We start from the raw sequence: 20,078 nt of genomic DNA, 5'->3' as shown, positions 1-20,078 counted from the left end.
CATGCCGTGCGATTCAGCACGGCGTGCGAGCCTGCGCCTCGACAAAATCGATGAACGCGGTGACGCGCTTCGAGCCCCGCTGATTCGGCAGGTAGAGCGCGGTGACGATCGAGCGTGCCGCGTCGGGCACGACGTCGTACTGTTCGAACAGCCTGCGCAGGCGGCCGGCCCGGACGTCGGCATCGACCAGCCAGTCGGGCAGCAGCGCGATGCCGCCGCCATCGAGCGCGGCGGCGCGCAACACTTCGCTGTGGTTCGATTTCAGTCGCCCCGTGACGAGCACCTTCGTCGCGCCGTGCGCATCGACGAACGACCACGCTTGCTGATCGCCACCGAAGTGAAAGCGCAGGCATCCATGATCGACCAGCTCACCCGGCATCGATGGCGTGCCGTGCGCATCGAGATAGTCGGGGCTCGCCACGACATACCGCCGGAACGTGCCGAGCTGCCGCGCGACGACCTCCGCGGACGGCGCGGCTTCGCCGAGCCGGATCGCGACGTCGATCCGGCTGGTGACGAGATCGACGCGTGCGTCGGTGAGTTGCAGATCGAGATCGAGCCTCGGATAGCGCGCGAGGAATGCGCCGACGTGCGGTGCGATGCGATGCATGCCGTACGCGACCGGCACGGACACCCGCAGCGGTCCGGACGGTTCGTCGCCGCGATCGGCGACGAGTGCATCGGCTTCCGCGAGCGCCTCGAGCAGCTGCTTCGCCCGCGCATAGTAGACGGCGCCCGCATCGGACAACGTGACCTGTCGCGTGGTGCGGTTCAACAGCACGGTGCCGAGCGATGCCTCGAGCGCGTCCACCGCGCGCACCACCGACGAAGCGGCGAGATCGAGGCGGCGCCCTGCGCTGGAGAAGCCGCCGGCTTCTGCTACTTCAACGAATGCGCGCAGCGCGGAGAATTTGTCCATGTCGTCGTCGGGGTGCGTGTCGCTGTCGCGACGATGCGTTGCATGCCGTCCGCATTCTATCGCCGGCCGGTGGCCGTGGATCGCACCGGGTCTCGCGTTCAGAACGATTCATGCGGCGCGCAGGATTATTCCCGGTCCTGACGGTTAAGCTCGGCGTCACGGCATAACGTCCATATGCAAACCTTGGATCGCACATGAAGAAGAACTTGAACTGGTGTACACGCGCGGCGCGCGCGGGCCGCATGCTGCTCGTCGCGGGGTGCCTCGGCATCGTCGCGTCGGCCGCGTTCGCGGACGAGCCTGGCGGCGGGCGCCAGCCGCCCGGATTCTATCGGCAGCAGCTCGGCAGCCTGCAGATCGTCGCGTTGTCGGATGGGACGCATCCGTTTCCGATCGATACGGTGTTTCGCGACGTGTCGAAGGAGGCCATCCGGCGCGATCTCGATCGCGAATTTCTCGAGCCGCCGGTTCAAGGGTCGATCAACGCGTTCCTGATCGACACCGGATCGAAGCGGATCCTCGTCGACACCGGCGCCGGCGTGCTCTACGGCGACTGCTGCGGCAAGCTGCTCGCCAACCTGCGCGCGGCCGGCTATGAGCCCGGGCAGATCGACGAAGTGCTGCTCACGCATCTGCACAAGGATCATGTCGGCGGGCTGGTTTCGAACGGCAGGATGACCTTCCCAAATGCGACCGTCCGCGTGAACGAGATCGACGCGAAATACTGGCTCGATCCGGACGGCAAGGCGCAGGCGCCGGCGTTCCTCGCGTCGTTTTTCGATGCGGCGGCCGCATCCGTCGCGCCTTACGTCGCGGCCGGGCGCTTCAGCACGTTTCGCGGCGAAGCGACGCTCGCGCCCGGCATTCGCGCGGTGCCGATGCCGGGCCACACGCCGGGCCATACGGCCTATCTGATCGAGAGCGGCAACGCCGGGTTGCTCGCGTGGGGCGACATCGTCCACGTCGCGGCGATCCAGTTGCAGGACACCGGCGCCACCGTCCAGTACGACACCGATGCCGATGCGGCTCGCCGCACGCGGCGCGACACGCTCGCGCGCGTGGCGGGCAAGCGGTATCTGGTCGGTGCCGCGCACATCGCGTTTCCCGGGCTCGGGCATTTGCGAAAAGACGGCGAGCGGTACGACTGGGTGCCGGTGAACTACGACGAGACGCCGCTGCAATAGCGTCTGATCACGCTAATAACGCAGGTTCCGCCGCGGGAAAAAATCGTTCATCGCGCCCGGCATGGCCGGTGGCCGTCGCAAGCCTGTGCCCGGCGTGAACGGGGCAGCTCAACGCGCCATGCCGCGCCGCCACGCGCCGGGAGGATGGCCGACGATGCGGGCGAACAGGCGGTTCAGATGGCTCTGGTCCGAGAAGCCGCAGGCGGCCGCGATTTCCGCGAGCGTCATGTCGGTCGTCTCGATCAGTTGGCGCGCGCGGACCACGCGCTGTTCGAGCAGCCATTGATGCGGCGTGCGTCCGGTCGCGCGCGAGAACGCGCGGATGAAGTAGCCGCGCGACAGATCGCATTCGTTGGCGACTTCCTCGATCGACACGCCGAGGTCCGCCTTCTCCATCAGCAGCTCCTTAGCGAGCGCGACCTTGACCGGCGACAGCGTGCCCTTGCGCTCCAGGTCGCGCGCGCGCGCATTGCCGTAACGGCAGGCCAGATGCGTGCCGATCGCGAGCCCCATCTGTTCGACGAACAACGCGTTCAGCGCGCCGGACCCGTCGAGGCTGTTGGCGACCGCTTGCGCGAGGTGGCCCAGCACCGCGTCCTGCACGTCGGGCGCGCAACTCAGGCCGCCGATTTCCAGGCCGTCGTGCTCGCGGCCGAGGTCGCCGAGATAGCGATGCGACAGCTCGACGAGGACGAAATCGAACTGGCCGTAGAGGTCGGCGCGGAAATTCCGCGAAAAGTCGCGAATGTAGATGGAGTTGTGCTGAAACCGCCGCTCCGATTTGCCGGACCCGCGGTAGATCGTGCGCCGGTGGCCGGCGTTCAGCGATACGCCGATCAGGAAGCCGCGATCGCTGGCCGCCATCTCGATGCGCTCGAACTGTTCGTCGCGCATGCATTTGCGGTGGAGCGTCAGGCCGCCCGCGGACCTTTCAATATCCTTGGACAGCAGGTTCGCGATGCAGCCGAGCGTGTCTTTCGGGGGGGCCGCGGCGGGCGCAGTGAGGGGATCTGGCATGGCGAAAATTCCTTCGGAGTCGGACGGCGGGCGAGCATCGTGGCGTCCGGTACATACAGCGGGCCCGATAGGCAAAAGATAACTTGAACAAATGTCCGCTGCTTGACGAAATGCTTGTCGCGGACAGTTTCGGGCGGTGCCGGGGCCTGACCAGCACGCGAACACGCTGGGGCGAATGATATCGCCGGATCCGCATTCCCGCCGGGCTGCGGCCGCCGGCGCGCCGTATCAGCGCATTTTCCTTCAAGATTTTTACGAAATCCGCGTATACACTCGGCCCGACATTTTCGAGACTTTGAACCCGCCCTGAACGGCAGGCCGGGTGCGGACTCCCGCCCCCGTGACCTGCTCCGTTCACATGGCGGTCATCGTGGGGAACCTGGAGGCGGCCATGATCCAGATCGGGGCTTTATCGGTGGATTTCGAGCAGCGGGACATTCGGCGTCACGGCGCGGCGCTGCGTATTGGCGCGCGCGCGCTCGACATACTTGAAGTACTGCATCGCGCCAACGGTTCCGTCGTGTCGAAGGACGACATCATGGATGCCGTCTGGCCCGGCCTGATCGTCGAGGAAAACCGGCTGCAGGTTCATGTCGCGGCGTTGCGCAAGGCGCTCGGCGCGAGCCGCGACCTGATCAAGACCGTCCCGGGCCGCGGCTACCTGCTGGTCGCGAATCCGCCGCTCCTGCACGCGGTGGCGCCGCACGCGGCTGCCGCGGCGCCAGGCGCCGAAGCCGTCCATCAGGCCCCGCTCGTCGGCCGCCGCGCCGAGCTCGAGCAGATCGTCGACATGATCGACCGTGCGCCGGTCGTCACGCTCGTCGGCGCCGGCGGCATCGGCAAGACGAGTCTGGCCGACCGCGTCGCGCACGCGTGGCGCGGCCGGGCCGGCGAGCGCGCGCTGTTCGTCGAACTGGCGCGAGCCACGACGCGCGACGACGTGCTGCTCGCGATTGCCGCGGAACTGGGGCTCGATACGCGTGGCGTGCCGGCCGTCGACCGGCTCGGCGACGCATTCGCCGTGTCGCGCAGCCTGCTCGTGCTCGACAACGCGGAGCATGTCGTCGATCTGGTGGCCGACCTCGTCGAGTCGCTGACGGCGCGCGCCGCGCCGCTGCGGGTGCTTGTGACGAGTCGCGAACCGCTTCATATCTCGGTCGAAACCGTGTTCCGCGTGAGTCCGCTGGCGGTGCCCGACGGCGCTGCAACGGTCGACGAGATCGCGCGTCATTCGGCGGTCGAGCTGTTTCTGGCGCGGGTTCGCGCGGCCACGCCCGATTGCATGATCGACGCGGCCGGTGTCAGGCTGATCGGCGATATCTGCCGGCGGCTCGACGGGCTTCCGCTCGCGATCGAACTCGCCGCCGCGCGCGTCGCGACGCTCGGGCTGGAGGTCGTTGCGTCACGTCTCGACGACCGGCTGAACCTGCTCACCGGCGGCCTGCGCTCCGCGTTGCCACGCCATCAGACACTGCGCGCGACCTTCGACTGGAGCTACGTGCTGCTGGATGCGGCCGCGCGTGCGCTGTTTCGCCGGATGGCGTGCTTCGTCGGCCCGTTCACGTTCGATGCGGCGCGCGAAGTCGCGATGGATCCCGGCATGTCGCCCGCCGACATGATCGCCGTGCTCGGCGAGCTGATCGCGAAGTCGCTGGTGACCGTCGAATTCAACGGCGCGCAGGCGCGCTACCGATTGACCGAATCGACGCGCGCGTATGCGCTCGAGAAGCTGCACAACGAGGGCGAGTTCGAACGCATCGCCGAGCGTCATGCGCGCCATGAACACGCGCACGCGCAAGCCCGGATGCCGGCTCCCGTGCAAGCCGTGCGCGAACCCGCGGCGGCCGAGCCGCCGGTCGCGGAAGCCGACGCGCTGGCGCTCGCATTGCGGGAGCCGGCGCGCATGCGCGACTGTTCGATCCCGGCGAGGCGCGCGCTCGACGCGATCGAGGCCGGCGCGCTCGGGGCCGTCGACGCGTCGAGCGAGATGCGGTTGCGCGCGGCCTATGCGTCGGCGCTGCTGTATACGGACGGCGATACGCAGACGGCCGCCGCGATGTGGGAGCGCACGCTCGGCCTCGCCGGGCGGGTCGGCGACGACGCATTCGACGCCAGCGCGATGGTCGGGCTCTGGAACGCGACGCTGTCGCACGGCGACATTCACGAATCGCTGCGCTATGCGATGCGCTTCGAGCGGGCGGCCGAGCGGCGCGGCGACCGGCCGCAACGGCTGCTGGCGAACGCGATGGTCGCGACGTCGCTGCATTACTTCGGCGAGCATGCGCAGGCGCGCGAGCGGCTGGAGGCGGCCACGGCCGAGCTGGCCGTGGCCGGTGAACCGCCTTGCGCGGCAGCGGCGCTCGGCATCGACGTCGCGACGCTTGGCCGCACGGTGCTGGCGCGGCTCGTCTGGATGCAGGGCGACGTGGACCATGCGATGCGGCTCGCCGCGCAGGCGGTCGAATCCGCGCGCCGCAGCGGGTCGGCGCTGGCGTTGTGCGTCGTGCTCGGCGCGGCGGCCGTGCCGATCGCGTTGCGCCATGGCGATCACGACATCATCTCCGACTATCTCGCGACGCTGCGCTCGGCCGCCGAGGCGAACGGCTTCGATATCTGGCTCGACCATGCGGAATGTCTCGCGGGACAGTTCGACATGCAGGCCGGCCATCCGGGCGCCGGGCTGGCGCGGCTCGAACCCGCGCTGCGACGCATCGAGGCGAGCGGCTTCCGGCGCCTGCTCGCGCCGCTGGTGGTCGCGTATGCGGAAGGGCTCACGCGCACGGGCCGCGCGGCCGAAGCCCGCGTGAAGCTCGACGCGACGCTCGCGTGCTGCCGCGCGCAAGGCGAGCATCTGTTCGTGCCCGAGCTGCTGCGTGCCCGAGGTCTGGCGATGCTCGAACAGGCCCGCACCGCCGACGCGGAGCGCGCGGTCGCCTGCGAAGCGGACGGGCACCGGCATCTGCTGATGGCGATCCATGCGGCGGACGGGCAAGGTGCGGCCATGTGGGCGCTGCGCGGCACGCTCGATCTCGCCGATCATCTGATCGAGCGCGGGCGTATCGGGCAGGCGTCGTCGCTGGTGGCGAACCTGTCGGGGCATTTCGACCCGCAATCGCGCGCGGTCGACGTGCGGCGCCTGGCGCGGGTGCAGAGCTTCATCCGCTCGGAGACGGCGCGGCCGACCGGTCATGCGCACCTCCGCCACGAGACCCTCGATGCGATGCAATCGGCCGCGTGATGGCGCGCGTGGCCCGCTCAGGACGCACCCGCGCAACGCGGCCGGCCGTCCGGTCGATCAATATTCAACGGAGGGTGGATGGTGCTTGTAACGTCAAACCGCCGGCATGCCGCGTGCGGCCGGTTGCCGGCCTGCGGCGCAAGCGGGGAGGCTGACGGTGCTTAAGGCGACGCAATCCGCGGAATCGGCGGATCTCATCGTATTCAACGGCAAGATCGCGACGCAGGACGACAGGCAGTCGTTCGTGACCGCGCTCGCGGTGAAGGACGGCCGGATTCTCGCGGCCGGCAGCGCAGCGGAGGTCATGCGCCACGCGCGCGGCGACACGCTTCATATCGACCTGAACGGCCGCACCGTGATCCCGGGGCTGAACGACTCGCACCTGCACGTGATCCGCGGCGGCCTGAACTTCAACCTGGAACTGCGCTGGGACGGCGTGTCGACGCTGGCCGAGGCGCTGCGCATGCTGCGTCGCCAGGTGCTGCGCACGCCCGCGCCGCAATGGGTGCGCGTGGTCGGCGGCTGGACCGAATTCCAGTTCGCCGAAAAGCGCGGGCCGACGGTGGCCGAGCTCAACGCGATCGCGCCCGACACGCCGGTGTTCGTGATGCACCTGGGCGACAGCGCGCTGCTGAACGCGGCCGCGCTGCGCGCGATCGGCTATGGCCGCGACACGTGCGATCCGCCCGGCGGCGAGATCCAGCGCGATCGCGCCGGCAGGCCGACCGGCATGCTGCTCGCGCGCCCGGACGTGGCCGTCCTGCATGCTGCGCTGGAGAAGGGCCCCAGGCTCGGCTTCGACGACCAGATGAATTCGATGCGGCACTTCATGCGCGAGCTGAACCGCCTCGGCGTGACCAGCGCGATCGACGCCGGCGGCGATTTCCAGGCCTATCCGGACGATTACGCCGCACTCATGGCGCTCGCGAAGCGCGGCGAAATGACGGTGCGCATCGCGTACAGCCTGTTCGTCCAGCATGCGGGGCGCGAAATCGACGACTGCGCGCGCTGGATGACGCTGGCCAAGCCGGGCGACGGCGACGCGTTCCTGCGGCTGAACGGCGTCGGCGAATTGCTGGTGTATTCCGCGGCCGATTTCGGCAATTTCCTCGAGCCGCGCCCGGACCTGCCCGACGAACTCGAGGCGGAACTGACCGCGGTGGTGCGGCTGCTGGTCGGCCAGCGCTGGCCGTTCAGGCTCCACGCGACGTACGACGAATCGATCGGCCGCTTCCTGAACGTGCTCGAAGCCGTGAATCGCGACGTTCCGTTCGACGGCCTGCGCTGGTTCTTCGATCATTGCGAGACGATTTCGGATGCGAACATCGCGCGCATCGCGGCGCTCGGCGGTGGCGTGACGGTGCAGCACCGGATGGCGTTCCAGGGCGAGTACTTCATTGCGCGCTACGGCGCGCAAGCCGCCACGCGCACGCCGCCGATCCGCGCGATGCTGGCGGCCGGGCTGCCGGTCGGTGCCGGCTCCGATGCGACGCGCATCGCGAGCTACAACCCGTTCGTGTCGCTGTACTGGATGGTGTCCGGGCGCACGGTCGGCGGCACCGTGCTCTATCCGGAGCGCAATCGGCTCAGCCGAATGGAGGCGCTGCGCCGCTATACGGTCGGCAGCGCGTGGTTCTCGAACGAAGACGATCGCAAGGGCGCGCTGGTGCCCGGCCGGTACGCGGATTTCGCGGTGCTCACGGACGACTACTTCACGATCGACGAATCACGCATCAAGCACCTGTCGTCGGTTCTGACGATCGTCGACGGCAAGGTCGTGCACGCGGATGACGAATTCGCGCCGCTGGCGCCGCCGCCGCTGCCGGTGAGCCCCGCGTGGTCGCCCGTGGCCGAGTTCGGCGGCATGGGCCGGTGGCGTCCGGTCGCGTCCGCGCAGCCGCGAGCCGCGGCCGACGGCGGCCGCGATGCCGGGTTCGCGCGCGAATACGGGCGTCGTTTCGCGCAGCGCGTGGATGCGGCCGCGACGGAGCTCGCCGAGCCGTGCAGCGCGTTCGGTTGCCTCGGCGCCGCGTTTTAGGCGACGGGTATCGGCGCGCGCGCCGCGAAAAACGAGCAATTTTTCGACCCCGGCACGGGGCAGAAGGAGACGACATGAATTCTGCGCACACGTGCGCATCGGCGGATGACGAAGTCGCCGGCGTTCGCATTCCGCGCACGCCGATCGCGATCGAGGCCGCCGAGGCTGCGCGCGCGTCGCTGCCGCGCGTGATCACCGACCACGCTTGCCGGGTATTCGTCCTCGCGTCGCTCGCCGCGCGCCGCGCCGGCGACACGTGCGATGCCGATGCGCTGTACGTGGCCGCCCTGTACGCGAACATGGGCCTCAGTGCCGCGTATTGCCGCTCGAGCGCGCGTTACGAGCTGGACAGCGCCGATGCCGCGCACGCGTTCCTGTCGCGGCACCGCACGCCGCAGCCCATCTGCGACGACGTATGGCGCGCGATCGCGCTGCATACGACGCCCGGCGTGGCCGCCCGCGTGTCGCCGCTGGCGCGCGCGCTGTCGAGCGCGGTATCGACGGACCTGATGGCCACCGACGTCGACGCGTATTCGGCCGACGAGCGTCGCGCGCTGCTCGCCGCTTATCCGCGCGGCGACGGGTTCGGCGACGCGTTCCTCGACGCGGTCGCCCACGGGGTCGCGCACCGGCCGGCATCGACGTTCGGCACGTGGAGCGCCGACGTGCTCGAGCGGGCCGATCCGGATTTTCACCGGCCGAATTTCTGCGGGCGCGTGCTGGGTGCGCACTGGAAGGATGCCTGACGGAACCTTTTCAAAGCGACGGGCCGCGTGGCCCGCCGGTCATGGCGCTGCCGTGTGACGCGGCTCAGGCGGTCGGCGCCGCCGCGTCGTGCCGCGCATAGTCGACGTATCCCGCGCGCTCGCCGCCGTACCAGCCGATCGACTTCGGCACCGCGAGCGGCGCATGCGTGGCGATGCGTTCGACGAGATCCGGGTTCGCGATGTACGCACGCGCGAACGCGACGAGATCGGCGTCGCCCGCATCGATCAGCGCATTCGCGGCGTCCGGCGTGATGCCGCCGTTGACGATCAGCGTGCCGCTGAAGGTCTTGCGCGTGTGCTCGATGATGCGCGGCAGGTCGGGCTCGCCGCTCCAGCCGTTGGTATCGGCCGCGTGCAGGTAGGCGACGCCCGCTTCGTCGAGCATGCGGCCGACGTATGCGTACGTCGCATCCGGATCCGCGTCCCGCACGTTGTTGTATTGCGCGTACGGCGAGATGCGCACGCCCACGCGGCTGAGCGGCATCACGTCGCCGACCGCGTCGACGATCTCCTCGAGAAAGCGCGCGCGGTTCGCGACCGAGCCGCCGTAGCGGTCGTCGCGGCGGTTCAGCGTCGATGACAGGAACTGGTGCGGCAGGTAGCCGTTGGCCGCGTGAATCTCGACGCCGTCGAAGCCGGCCGCCATCGCGCGGGCGGCCGCGCGGCCGAAGTCGTCGACCGTTGCGGCGACTTCGTCCGTCGTCATCGCGCGCGATGGCGTCGCGTGAATCTTCGTGTAGTAGCCGTTCTGCAACCGGGCCCACACCTGCAATTGTTCGAGATCGTCGTTGACGCCGGACGGCGACAGCGGCGCGTCGCCGCCGAGCAGCGTCAGCGAGCTGACGCGGCCGCCGTGCCACAACTGCGCGAAGATGCGGCCGCCGTTCGCATGGACCGCATCCGTGACCTGCTTCCAGCCGGCCGCCTGCTCGTCGGTGACGAGCCCGGGCGTCAGTTCGAACGCGGCGGACGTGTGGCTGACGTTGGTCGCCTCGGTGACGATCAGCCCGGCGGACGCGCGCTGCGCGTAATACTCGGCCATGAGCGCGGTCGGCTGGCCGCGCGACGGTGCGCGCGAGCGCGTCATCGGCCCCATCACGACTCGGTTGGGCAGCGGCAGGCCGCGCAGATCGTAGGTGCTGAGCAGGGAAGACATGGTGGACTCCTTGTGCGTTGAGCAGGGGCGTCGCACATCGCACCGCAAGCGGTGGGACGGCGAAACAACGGCCCCGGTGGAAAGTCGGAATGACATGCCGGCGGCGCTCCGGCGCGCGCACGAGCCGGGCGGCATGCGTGCGCTCGACCGGCGGCCGGCGCCGGTTCAGGTGCGTGCGTGGCGTTGCGCGTACGGGCGGCCGATCGCGAGGTAGTGCGCGAGCGCGACGATCGGGAATGCGCCGGCGACCGCGGCGACGAGCGGCCAGCCGCCGTGCTCGTACAGCGGGCTCGCGAGCGCGGAGCCGATGGCGCCGCCGACGAAGATGCTGGTCATGTACAGCGCGTTCAGACGGTTGCGGCTCGTCGCATCCAGCGCGTAGATCTCGCGCTGGCCGAGCACCATGTTCATCTGCACCGCGAAATCGAGCACGATGCCCGTGACGACGAGGCCGTACAGGCCGACGCCGTGAAGCAGCGCGACCGCATACGACAGCGCGCCGGCGACCAGCGCGATCAGCGTCGCCCGCACGGTGTGGCCGGCATCCGCCAAGCGGCCGGCGACCGGTGCCGACGTCGCGCCGATCGCGCCGACGAGCGCGAACAGGCCGATGGCGGATTGCGACAGCCCGTAGTGACGCGTCAGCTCGACCGGCACGGCGGTCCAGAACAGGCTGAACGACGCGAACATGAGGCCCTGGTAGAACGCGCGATGGCGCAGCACCGGCATCGTGCGCACCAGATGCAGCAGCGAGCCGATCAGGTCGAAATAGGTCGCGCGATGATCGGGCTGGCGCGACGGAATCGTCAGCGCGAGCACCACCGTCACGAGCGTCATCACCCCCGCGGCGGCCGCGAACACGAAGCGCCAGCCGAACGCGTCGGCCACCACGCTCGACAGCGGGCGCGCGAGCAGGATGCCGAGCAGCAGCCCGCTCATGATCGTGCCGACCACCCGGCCGCGCGAATGATCCGGCGCGAGGTGCGCGGCGAGCGGGACGAGGATCTGAACGGCGACCGAGCTGAAGCCGATCAGCAGCGAAATCGCGAGGAACAGCCCGGGCGTCCGCGTGACCGCGGCCGCGGCGAGGCTCGCGATCGAGATCACGGCCGTGACGATCATCAGCTTGCGGTTCTCGAGCAGATCGCCGAGCGGCACGATGAAGAACAGGCCGAGCGCATAGCCGATCTGCGTCAGCGACACGATGAGGCTCGCCATCCCGCCGGACATGTGCAGCCCCGGCGCGATGAGCTCGGTGATCGGTTGTGCGTAGTACAGGTTCGCGACGATCGCGCCGCAACTGAACGCGAACAGCAGGATGAGGCCCTGCGTGAGCCTGGGCGTCTGCCCGTGGGCCGCGAGGGCGGGGGATTCCGTTGACATGGTCGACTCCTTGAACGAGATGTCGGACGCCCGTTTGCCGGGCGGCGCAGTGCAATTTCGCAAGCGGCGAGCGATGCACGCCGCATTGCCGTCAAGACTATTGATCGAGCGATGACAACGGAATACGTCCGTCGCGCAATCGAGCATTGCGTGCCGCGCAAAGGCGCGCAGCGCTCGCGGTGTCAGGGGCGTGAAAACGGTCGGGACGCGGGGTCCGGGCAGGGCCGACGGTGGCGGCGTTCAGCCGCGCTGGCCCTGCAGCGTCGGAATCTGCGCGAACAGGCTCGTGAGCCAGTCGACGAAGATCTTGAGCTTGACGGGCGTATGCCGATTCGGCGGATACAGGATCGAGATCGGCCGCGGCGGCGCGTTGAAATCGGTCAGCACTTCGCGCAAGCGTCCCGATTTCAGATACGGTTCGACCAGGTACAGCGAGGTCTTGATCAGGCCGATGCCCGCGACGCCGCACTCGATGTAGGTATCGGCGTCGTTCACCGCGACCGTGCCGCACATCTGCACGATCCGCGTTTCGCCGTCGACGACGTAGTCCCACGGCCGCGGGCGGCCGGTATCGGCCGAGATATGGCTGATCGCGACGTGCTGCGCGAGTTCGTCGACCGTTTCGGGCGCGCCGCATCGGTCGAGATACGCGGGCGCCGCGCACGTGCAGGTGGTGAGGCTGCCGATCCGCCTGGCGATCATCCCCGAGTCGTCGAGCGCGCCGATGCGCACCACGCAATCGACGCCCTCGCCGACGAGGTCGATCTGGCGATCGGTCACGCCGAGTTCGATCGAGATGTTCGGATGGGCGGCGAGAAATTCGGGCAGCGCGGGCACCATGATCTGCTTGGCCATCGCGGGCGGCAGGTTCACTTTCAGGCGGCCGCGCGGCACGTTGCGCGCCTGCGATACCGCCGCTTCCATGTCGTCGATTTCGCGCAGCACCCCGACGCAGCGCTCGTAGTACGCCTGCCCGTCCTCGGTCAGCGAAATGCGGCGCGTCGTGCGGTTCAAGAGCCGGCAACCGAGGTGCTGTTCGAGCGTGCTCAGCAGCGCGGACACGCGCGGTGTCGTCAGCCCGGTCGTGTCCGACGCACGCGTGAAACTGCCCGTTTCGACGATGCGCGTAAACACGCGCATCGAAAGCAAGGTATCCATCGTTCAATCTCCAGCCTGTCGGTTGTCGGCGCCGGTTCGTGCCGGCGCGATCGGTTGTGTCGTGATGCTATGCGTCGATGCGTTTCCTCAGCCCGTCACCGGCAAACGGCATTTCGCGCAAGCGCTGGCCGGTCGCGTCGAAAATCGCGTTGGCCAGCGCGCCGGCGGTCGGCCCCATCGACGCCTCGGCCGCGCCGAGAAACGGTGCGCCGGGGCGATTGATCAGATGGACCTTCACGCTTTGCGGCGCCGCCGAGAAGCGCAGGATCGGATAGCTGCTCCAGTCGAAGCTGCGGATGCGCTGCGTATCGTATTTCAACGCCTCGTACAGCGTCCAGCTCGCGGCCTGCACGATGCCGCCCTCGATCTGGTTGCGGATGCCGTCCGGCGACACGACCTGCCCGGCGTCGACGGCGACTTCCGCGTGCTCGAGCGTGACCTGGCCCGTCTCCGGCACCACCGAAATCTCGATCGCCATCGCGACGTAAGCCATCAGGTTCTTGTATTTGCCGAACGCGAAGCCGACACCGCGGTTGCGCGCGCGCGGCGGACGCGGCCAGCCGAACTTGGTCGCGGCGAGCTTGATCACCTGGCTCGCGCGGTGATCCTGCATGTGACGCAGCCGGAATTCGACGGGATCGACGCCGGCGGCGTGCGCAAGCTCGTCCATGAAGCTTTCGATCGACCAGATGTTCGTGTGCGCGCCGAGCGAGCGCATCGCGGACGTCTGCAGCGGCATCGTCGGCGAGAAGTTGTTCACGATGTGCATGTTCGGCAGCGCATACAGCGGGATCGCGTTGCGATCGCCGCCGCCTTCGGGCTGCAGCATCGGCGTCGACGGCGCGGGGACGAACGGCGGCTCGAGCATCCGCGCGGGCAGCAGCCGGCCGGCATTGACGATGCGTTCGTTGTGCGAGCTGCTCCACAGCGCGTACTTCCAGTCGACGATGCGGCCACTGGCGTCGAGCGACGCGCTGAGCTCGGTGACCATCGCCGGCGTGAAGTGATCCCACGTATGTTCCTGTTCGCGCATCCACTGGACGCGAATCGGCTTGCCCGGCATCGCGGCGGCGATCAGCGCCGCATGCGCGGCCGCGTCGTCCGCGCCGTTGTGCCCGTAGCAGCCGGAGCCCTCGGTGTGGATGCAGCGGACGTTCGCCTTCGGCATCGACAGCATCTCGGCCAGCGCGTCGCGCAGCGGATACACGCCCTGCGAGTGGGTCCACACGGTCAGCATGCCGTTCTCGACACGCGCGACCGAGCAGGACGGCCCGATCGAGCCGTGCAGCAGGTAATTCTTCAGGAACGTGGCGCTCAGCGTCTTCACCGCTGGCGCGGCCGGCGCATGCGTATTGGCGATCTCGATGTGCTGCGTCGAGATCCGCTTCAGGTCTTCATGAACCGTATTGCGATCGGGCAGCGCCCGACCGGGCGACCAGCGGCACGCGGCGGCCAGCGCGCGCTGCGCGACGACGGCCTGCCATTCCCCCTGCGCGACGACGGCAAGCATGCTGCCGTTGCGCACGATCCGGACGACGCCCGGCATCTTCAGGATCGCGGCTTCGTCGAACGACAGCAGTTTCGCGTCGTACACCGGCGGCATCACGACGCGTGCATGCAGCATGCCGGGCAGTTCCATGTCCTGCACGTAACTGACGCCACCGGTGACTTTGTTCGGAATATCGACGCGCGGCAGCGACGTGCCGATCACGGCGAACGTCGAAGGCGGCTTCAGCGGCGAGGTGGGCGTCGCGTTGCGATGCAGGTCGACGGTACGGACCGCGTCGCCATAGCGCATGGTGCGGCCGTCCGGCGCCTTGATGAGCGCATCGGCGACCGTGAGCGTGCGCGGATCGACGCCGAACTGCTTCGCCGCGCCGTCGACCAACAGCGCGCGCACCTGCGCGGCGGCGTTCAGCAGCGCGGAGCCGCTGTCCGCCATCGTATGGCTGCCGGCGGTCAGGCCCTCGTCCGGCGACGCGCCGGTGTCGGCGGTCAGGAACGTGATCAGCGAGGGCTTCATGTTCAGCTCCTCGGCCGCGACCTGCAGCAACGCGGTGCGCACGCCGGTGCCGAGCTCGACCTTGCCGGTAAACACGGTGACCTTGCCGTCGGGCGTGATCTTGATCCACGCATCCAGCAGCGGGTTGGTCTTCAGGCTGCCAGCCAGCGTTTCGGTGGCGCGCGATACATGCACCGCCGCGCCTTCGTCCGCGATCACGACCTCGGCGGCGGCGCGTGCGGCCGGCGCCAGGCTGAACGCGACGAAGAGCGCGCCGGAAACCATGAAGTGCCGGCGGCCTTCGTCGATATCGTCGGGTGCGTTCATCAGAGCCCTTTGCTGATCATGACCGGCGCGCCGGCCGGTTCCGGGTCCGGCAGGCCCGCGACCTGGCGCACGGCCGCCAGGATCCGCAGGTGAGTGCCGCAACGACACAGGTTCGGTTCCATGTGGGTGCGCAGTTCGCGTTCGGTCGGTTTCGGGTTGCGTTCGAGCAGCGCCTGCGCGCGCATGATCATCCCGGCGATGCAATAGCCGCACTGCGCCGCCTGATGATCGATGAACGCTTGCTGGAGCTTGCCCGGCCGCTCGGCGGTGCCGAGGCTTTCGATGGTCCTGACGCTGCGTGCGCCGATCGCGGCGACCGGGATCAGGCACGAGAACATCGGCTTGTCGTCGACGATCACGCTGCACGCGCCGCATTGTCCGAGGCCGCAACCGAACTTCGCACCGTGCAGGTGCAGGTCGTTGCGCAGCGCATAGAGCAGCGGCGTGGACGGGTCGATGTCGAGCGTATGCCGCGCGCCATTCACGGTGAGGGTGATCATCGCGTGCGGTCCTCCTTTCTGAGTTTCGCGGCCAGGGTTTCGACGTCGCTCCATGCGGGGCGATCGGAGTACGTTTCGCGGATGTACGCGGCGAGATCCGCGATTTGGCGGTCGTCGTACTGGTCGAGGTATGAAGGCATGTAGTTCAGCGTGTCCTCGCCATGCCAGCCGATACCGTTGAACATCATCTGGATCGCGTTGCGCGGCGTGTCGGCGGCGATCGCCGTGCTGAACGCGAGCGTCGGCCGCTCGCCGATCGATTGCATCGGCGCCGCCGGCCCGTGACACTGCGCGCACGAGGCCTGGAACAGCACCGCCCCGCGTTGGCCGGCGGGTGTCGTCGGGCTGTGTCCGGCGCCGGCCGTCGCCGGCCGCGCGCCGGCAGGCTTCTGGATCGACAGGATGTACGCGGCGATCGCCTCGACGTCTTCCGCGGGCACGGTCGCGAGATCGCGCGTGACGGGCAGCATCGGGCCGGCAGCCGCGTCATGCTCGCTCGCGCGGCCGGTGCGCAGATACGCGACCAGTTGGGCCTGCGTCCACGGGCGTGCCGCGTGGCCGAGCGTATTGAGCGGCGGGGCTTCCCATCCGTCGACGATGCCGCCGTCGAATGCCTTGCCCGCTTTCTCGCCGCCGATCGCATTCAGCGGCGAATGGCAGGACGCGCAGTGGCCGAGGCCGTCGACCAGCGCCTTGCCGCGATTCCACTGCGCGGATTGCGCAGGGTCCGGGGTGCTTGCGCCTTCGTGCAGGAACAGCACGTTCCAGAACGCGACGAGCGGGCGGAAGTTCAGCGGGAAGATCAGGTCGTTCTTCGGCGTGCTTGCTTGAACCGGCTCGCGGGTCATCAGGTACGCGTAGGCCGCCGTGATCTCGTCGTCGGACATCCGCGTGAAGTGGATGTACGGAAAGGCGGGGTAGAGCGGATGCCCGTCGCGGGCGATGCCGGTGCGCAGCGCGCGCGAGAACGCGTCGCGCGACCAGCGGCCGATGCCCGTATCGGCATCCGGCGTGATGTTGGTCGCGTAGATCGTGCCGAACGGCGTCGCGAGCGGCAGCCCGCCGGCGAACGGCTTGCCGTCCTTCGCTGTATGGCAGACGACGCAATCGCCGAGCGCGACCACGCGCGCGCCGGCCCGGACGAGTTGCGGATCGAACGATGCGCGTGCGGGCGGCTCGATCGGCGCGATCGACGGCCGGACCATGATGCCGACGGCGATCGCGAGGCCCGCGATCGCGACGCCGGTCGCACCGAGCCAGAGTCGTTTGTGCTTCATGCGTGCTCCACGCGAATCGGCCGGTCGTACCCGATTCGATGCGCGAGACAAAATGCACCGAAAATCATTCGTCACTCCAGGAAGGGTGCCGATGCGCGGGCAAGCGCCCGCACGTCGGCTCGTGAAACCAGTCTACGTGTGCGCGCTCGCCAATTCCTGAAGGCGCGCTGAAACGTTCTGAACATTCGGGTTCGCTCGACGCGGCCAGCCCGTTCATCGCGTCGAGCGCGTGGGTGACCGGATTCAGCGCTGCCGAACCTGCGTGCGATCGGCCATCACGTGGATGGTGTCGCAACGCAGGTCGACGCGCGGCGCGCCATGCGGCAATGTTTACGCCTTCAGGAACGCGAGCAGTTCGGCATTGATGCGCGCCGCATCGACCACGCACATGCCGTGCGCGCCGCCCGGGATGATCTTGAGCTGCGCGTGCTTCACGATCTTCGCCGACAGTCGCGCGGAATCGTCGATCGGCACGATCTGGTCGTCGTCGCCGTGCAGGATCAGCGTCGGGACGTCGATCTTCTTCAGGTCCTCGGTGTAGTCGACCTCGGAGAATTCCTTGACGCACAGATACTGGCCATAGGCGCCGCCCATCATCCCCTGTGCCCAGAATGCGTCGATCGTGCCCTGCTGCACCTTCGCATTGGGACGATTGAAGCCGAAGAACGGCACGGCGAGATCCTTGTAGAACTGCGAACGGTTCTCGGCGACGTTCTTGCGGATGCCGTCGAATACGTCCATCGGCAGGCCGCCCGGATTGGTCGGCGATTTCACCATCTGCGGCGGCACGGCGCCGATCAGCACGGCCTTCGACACGCGCTTCGTGCCGTGACGGCCGATGTAGTGGGCGACTTCGCCGCCGCCGGTGGAGTGGCCGACGAGCGTCGCTTCGCGCAGGTCCAGCGCGTTCATCAGCGCGGCGAGATCGTCCGCGTAGGTATCCATGTCATTGCCTTGCGACGGCTGGCTCGAGCGGCCGTGACCGCGGCGATCGTGCGCGATCACGCGGTAGCCGTGCTGCACGAGGAACAGCATCTGCGGGTCCCATGCGTCGGCGCACAGCGGCCAGCCATGCGAGAACACGACCGGACGGCCGCTACCCCAGTCCTTGAAATAAATCTGCGTACCGTCTTGCGTGGTGATCGTGTTCATCGGATGGGTTCCTTGATGGCCGGAAGACGCGTGTTTGGGGGCGGCAGCGGCGGCGGCGGCCGGCAGCGCGGCGGCTGCAACGGCGGTCGCGCCGGCAAGCAGCATGTCGCGGCGGCGTGCCGAGGGGACGGCGTCGAGGTCTGCGGGACGCATGGAGGCTCCTTGTACGTGCGGTGGAATGATGTCGTTTGGAATGGATGGTCCGGATCTGCCCGCATGCGGCACGCTGCGCCGGCAGCCGGCGTGCGTTCGCGGTCGCGTGCCGGCAGGCGCCCGACGCGAGCGAACGAACGTCGACCGGAGCCTATCGCGCGGCCCTGCGGCGTGTACTGAAATTCGGCTGAATTTTCATGAACCGGCCGGTCGGTGTGGCGCGCGAGCCAGGCCGCCAGAACAATTAAGCATCGGAAGCAAGACTCTTCAGCGGCCGCTCGCTATCGTCAGCATCAAGCCGTCCCGTCGCGGGTCGCTGCCGGTTCGCGCGAGCGCATGACGATCGTGATGCGCGCGGATGCGAAACGTCCGAATCTCTCGCCACTTGCCTGGATACGCCGTCATGGACACATTCGATCGCTGGGAGCACGTGATGACGCTGCTCGATCCGTCGTCCGGCGCAAGCCGCTGCGCGTCGCTGAATCTTCGCGACCGGGACGCGGCGCGCCGCCGTCATCGCGACGACGCGCGCGGCGCGTCCGGCGGTGGCGCACGTCGCGGGTGCGCGATCGTCGCGGTCGAGCGGCAGACCGATTCCTCGCTGCTGGTGTCGTGGAGCGATCCGACCCACTGCCGGTATGACGAGCAGCGCTGGATCAGCGCAAAGTGCCGCTCGCCGGGGCGCTGCGCCCTGACCGGCCTGCCGATTCGCCCCGGCGATGCGATCTACAAGCCGCAGTGGCGCGGCGCGAAGCGTCCCGCGAATTGCTGGGAGGCGATCCTCGCGTCCGAGCTGGACCGGTTCATCGTCAGGCTGTCCCGTTCCTGACCGGGAGCGGTGCGCCCCATTCACCGGCGGCGGCTGGCGCCGCTGCCTCTTCTTCGCCAAGGAAGCTTCATGAGTACGTTCACGACACGCGACGGCGTCTCGATTCACTACAAGGACTGGGGCGCGGGGCGCCCCGTCGTGTTCATTCACGGGTGGCCGCTGAATGCGGACATGTGGGACGTCCAGATGCATCATCTGGCATCGAACGGTTTTCGCGGCATCGCGTACGACCGGCGCGGTTTCGGCCGGTCCGGCCAACCGTGGACAGGCTACGACTACGACACGCTGGCGGACGATCTCGCGACGCTGATCGAGACGCTCGGATTGCGCGACGTGACGCTCGTCGGCTTTTCGATGGGCGGCGGCGAGGTGGCCCGATACATCGGCCGGCACGGCACGCGCCACATCGCGAAGGCCGTCCTGATCGGCTCGGTGACGCCGCTCATCGCGCGGCGCGACGATCATCCGGACGGCGTCGACGTCGCGATGTTCGACGGCATTCGCTCGGCGATCGTGGCGGACCGCGCCGCGTTCTTCGAGCAATTCTGGCCGTTGTTCACCGGCTCGAACCGGGCAGATTCGACGATCTCGCGCGCCACGCTCGACTGGACGTCGTTCATGGCGCTGCAGGCCGGATTGAAGGGCACGCTCGATTGCGTCCGCGCATTTTCCGAAACCGATTTCCGGGCGGATCTCGACAAGTTCGACGTGCCGACGCGCGTGATTCATGGCGACGACGACCAGACGGCGCCGCTCGCGCTGACGGCCGCGGCCACCGCCGCGCGCGTGCCGGATGCGACGCTGAGTGTTTACGAAGGCGGCCCGCATGCGCTGTATCTGACGCATGCCCAACGATTGAACGACGAACTGCTGGCGTTCGTCAGCGCGTGACGTTGGCGTGACATAGCCGGGCGGCCACACAGCCGTCCGGCGTCCTTGCTGCGGCTCATCTCGAACCGCGCGTTCGAACACGAGCCG

The 20,078-nt window shown here is 68.6% G+C and carries 15 protein-coding genes; 6 read left to right on the top strand and 9 right to left on the bottom strand.

The features are described 5' to 3' along the window. Positions 1-13 precede the first annotated feature (13 nt). Complete coding sequence (locus ACP26O_RS30605) at positions 14-919, bottom strand: LysR family transcriptional regulator (protein ID WP_105830922.1); 906 nt, start codon at positions 917-919, stop codon at positions 14-16. A gap of 242 nt (positions 920-1,161) precedes the next feature. Between ACP26O_RS30605 and ACP26O_RS30600 the strand changes: the two genes are divergently transcribed. Beyond that, on the top strand, positions 1,162-2,103 hold the full coding sequence (locus ACP26O_RS30600; RefSeq protein WP_175664781.1) for an MBL fold metallo-hydrolase: 942 nt from the start codon (positions 1,162-1,164) through the stop codon (positions 2,101-2,103). 108 nt (positions 2,104-2,211) lie between these two features. On the opposite strand, the gene ACP26O_RS30595 is transcribed toward ACP26O_RS30600, so the two are convergent. Then, on the bottom strand, positions 2,212-3,120 hold the full coding sequence (locus tag ACP26O_RS30595; protein ID WP_175664565.1) for an AraC family transcriptional regulator: 909 nt from the start codon (positions 3,118-3,120) through the stop codon (positions 2,212-2,214). A 391-nt stretch (positions 3,121-3,511) separates the two neighbouring features. Between ACP26O_RS30595 and ACP26O_RS30590 the strand changes: the two genes are divergently transcribed. The 3 genes from ACP26O_RS30590 (at position 3,512) to ACP26O_RS30580 (ending at position 9,142) form a co-directional block, all read left to right on the top strand. After that, entirely contained in the window at positions 3,512-6,358 is a 2,847-nt protein-coding gene (locus tag ACP26O_RS30590; RefSeq protein ID WP_175664566.1) for an ATP-binding protein, read from the top strand. Positions 6,359-6,515: 157 nt separating this feature from the next. Further along, entirely contained in the window at positions 6,516-8,396 is a 1,881-nt protein-coding gene (locus ACP26O_RS30585; protein WP_175664567.1) for an amidohydrolase, read from the top strand. 74 nt (positions 8,397-8,470) lie between these two features. Then, complete coding sequence (locus ACP26O_RS30580; RefSeq protein WP_175664568.1) at positions 8,471-9,142, top strand: phosphohydrolase; 672 nt, start codon at positions 8,471-8,473, stop codon at positions 9,140-9,142. A gap of 64 nt (positions 9,143-9,206) precedes the next feature. On the opposite strand, the gene ACP26O_RS30575 is transcribed toward ACP26O_RS30580, so the two are convergent. From ACP26O_RS30575 to ACP26O_RS30545, 7 genes are all read right to left on the bottom strand, one after another. Then, positions 9,207-10,319, bottom strand: a complete 1,113-nt coding sequence (locus ACP26O_RS30575; protein WP_175664569.1) for an alkene reductase — start codon at positions 10,317-10,319, stop codon at positions 9,207-9,209. 165 nt (positions 10,320-10,484) lie between these two features. Further along, complete coding sequence (locus tag ACP26O_RS30570; RefSeq protein ID WP_012371990.1) at positions 10,485-11,702, bottom strand: MFS transporter; 1,218 nt, start codon at positions 11,700-11,702, stop codon at positions 10,485-10,487. Between the two features lie 240 nt (positions 11,703-11,942). Then, positions 11,943-12,860 carry a LysR family transcriptional regulator gene (locus ACP26O_RS30565; RefSeq protein WP_011660714.1) on the bottom strand — a complete coding sequence of 306 codons (918 nt, stop codon included), beginning with the start codon at positions 12,858-12,860 and terminating at the stop codon, positions 11,943-11,945. 67 nt (positions 12,861-12,927) lie between these two features. After that, complete coding sequence (locus ACP26O_RS30560) at positions 12,928-15,189, bottom strand: xanthine dehydrogenase family protein molybdopterin-binding subunit (protein WP_175664570.1); 2,262 nt, start codon at positions 15,187-15,189, stop codon at positions 12,928-12,930. After that, the gene (locus ACP26O_RS30555) at positions 15,189-15,689 is read right to left on the bottom strand and encodes a (2Fe-2S)-binding protein (RefSeq protein ID WP_175664571.1); all 501 of its coding nucleotides are present in this window, start codon (positions 15,687-15,689) and stop codon (positions 15,189-15,191) included. Before ACP26O_RS30555 ends, ACP26O_RS30560 begins: the two co-directional genes overlap by 1 nt. Continuing rightward, the gene (locus ACP26O_RS30550; protein ID WP_175664572.1) at positions 15,686-16,966 is read right to left on the bottom strand and encodes a cytochrome c; all 1,281 of its coding nucleotides are present in this window, start codon (positions 16,964-16,966) and stop codon (positions 15,686-15,688) included. The genes ACP26O_RS30555 and ACP26O_RS30550 overlap by 4 nt, the downstream gene beginning before the upstream one ends. Before the next feature lie 330 nt (positions 16,967-17,296). Further along, positions 17,297-18,118 carry an alpha/beta fold hydrolase gene (locus ACP26O_RS30545; protein WP_175664782.1) on the bottom strand — a complete coding sequence of 274 codons (822 nt, stop codon included), beginning with the start codon at positions 18,116-18,118 and terminating at the stop codon, positions 17,297-17,299. 556 nt (positions 18,119-18,674) lie between these two features. Between ACP26O_RS30545 and ACP26O_RS30540 the strand changes: the two genes are divergently transcribed. Both ACP26O_RS30540 and ACP26O_RS30535 read left to right on the top strand, forming a co-directional pair. Beyond that, entirely contained in the window at positions 18,675-19,100 is a 426-nt protein-coding gene (locus ACP26O_RS30540; protein WP_041491761.1) for a DUF3331 domain-containing protein, read from the top strand. A 69-nt stretch (positions 19,101-19,169) separates the two neighbouring features. Next, the gene (locus ACP26O_RS30535; protein WP_011660708.1) at positions 19,170-19,991 is read left to right on the top strand and encodes an alpha/beta fold hydrolase; all 822 of its coding nucleotides are present in this window, start codon (positions 19,170-19,172) and stop codon (positions 19,989-19,991) included. Positions 19,992-20,078 lie beyond the last annotated feature (87 nt).

The sequence above is a fragment of the Burkholderia sp. R-40 genome (assembly GCF_049942845.1).
Taxonomy (GTDB): domain Bacteria; phylum Pseudomonadota; class Gammaproteobacteria; order Burkholderiales; family Burkholderiaceae; genus Burkholderia; species Burkholderia ambifaria.
The sequence above is the reverse complement of the archived record's forward strand: the minus strand, read 5'-3'. Positions and strand labels throughout refer to the sequence as shown.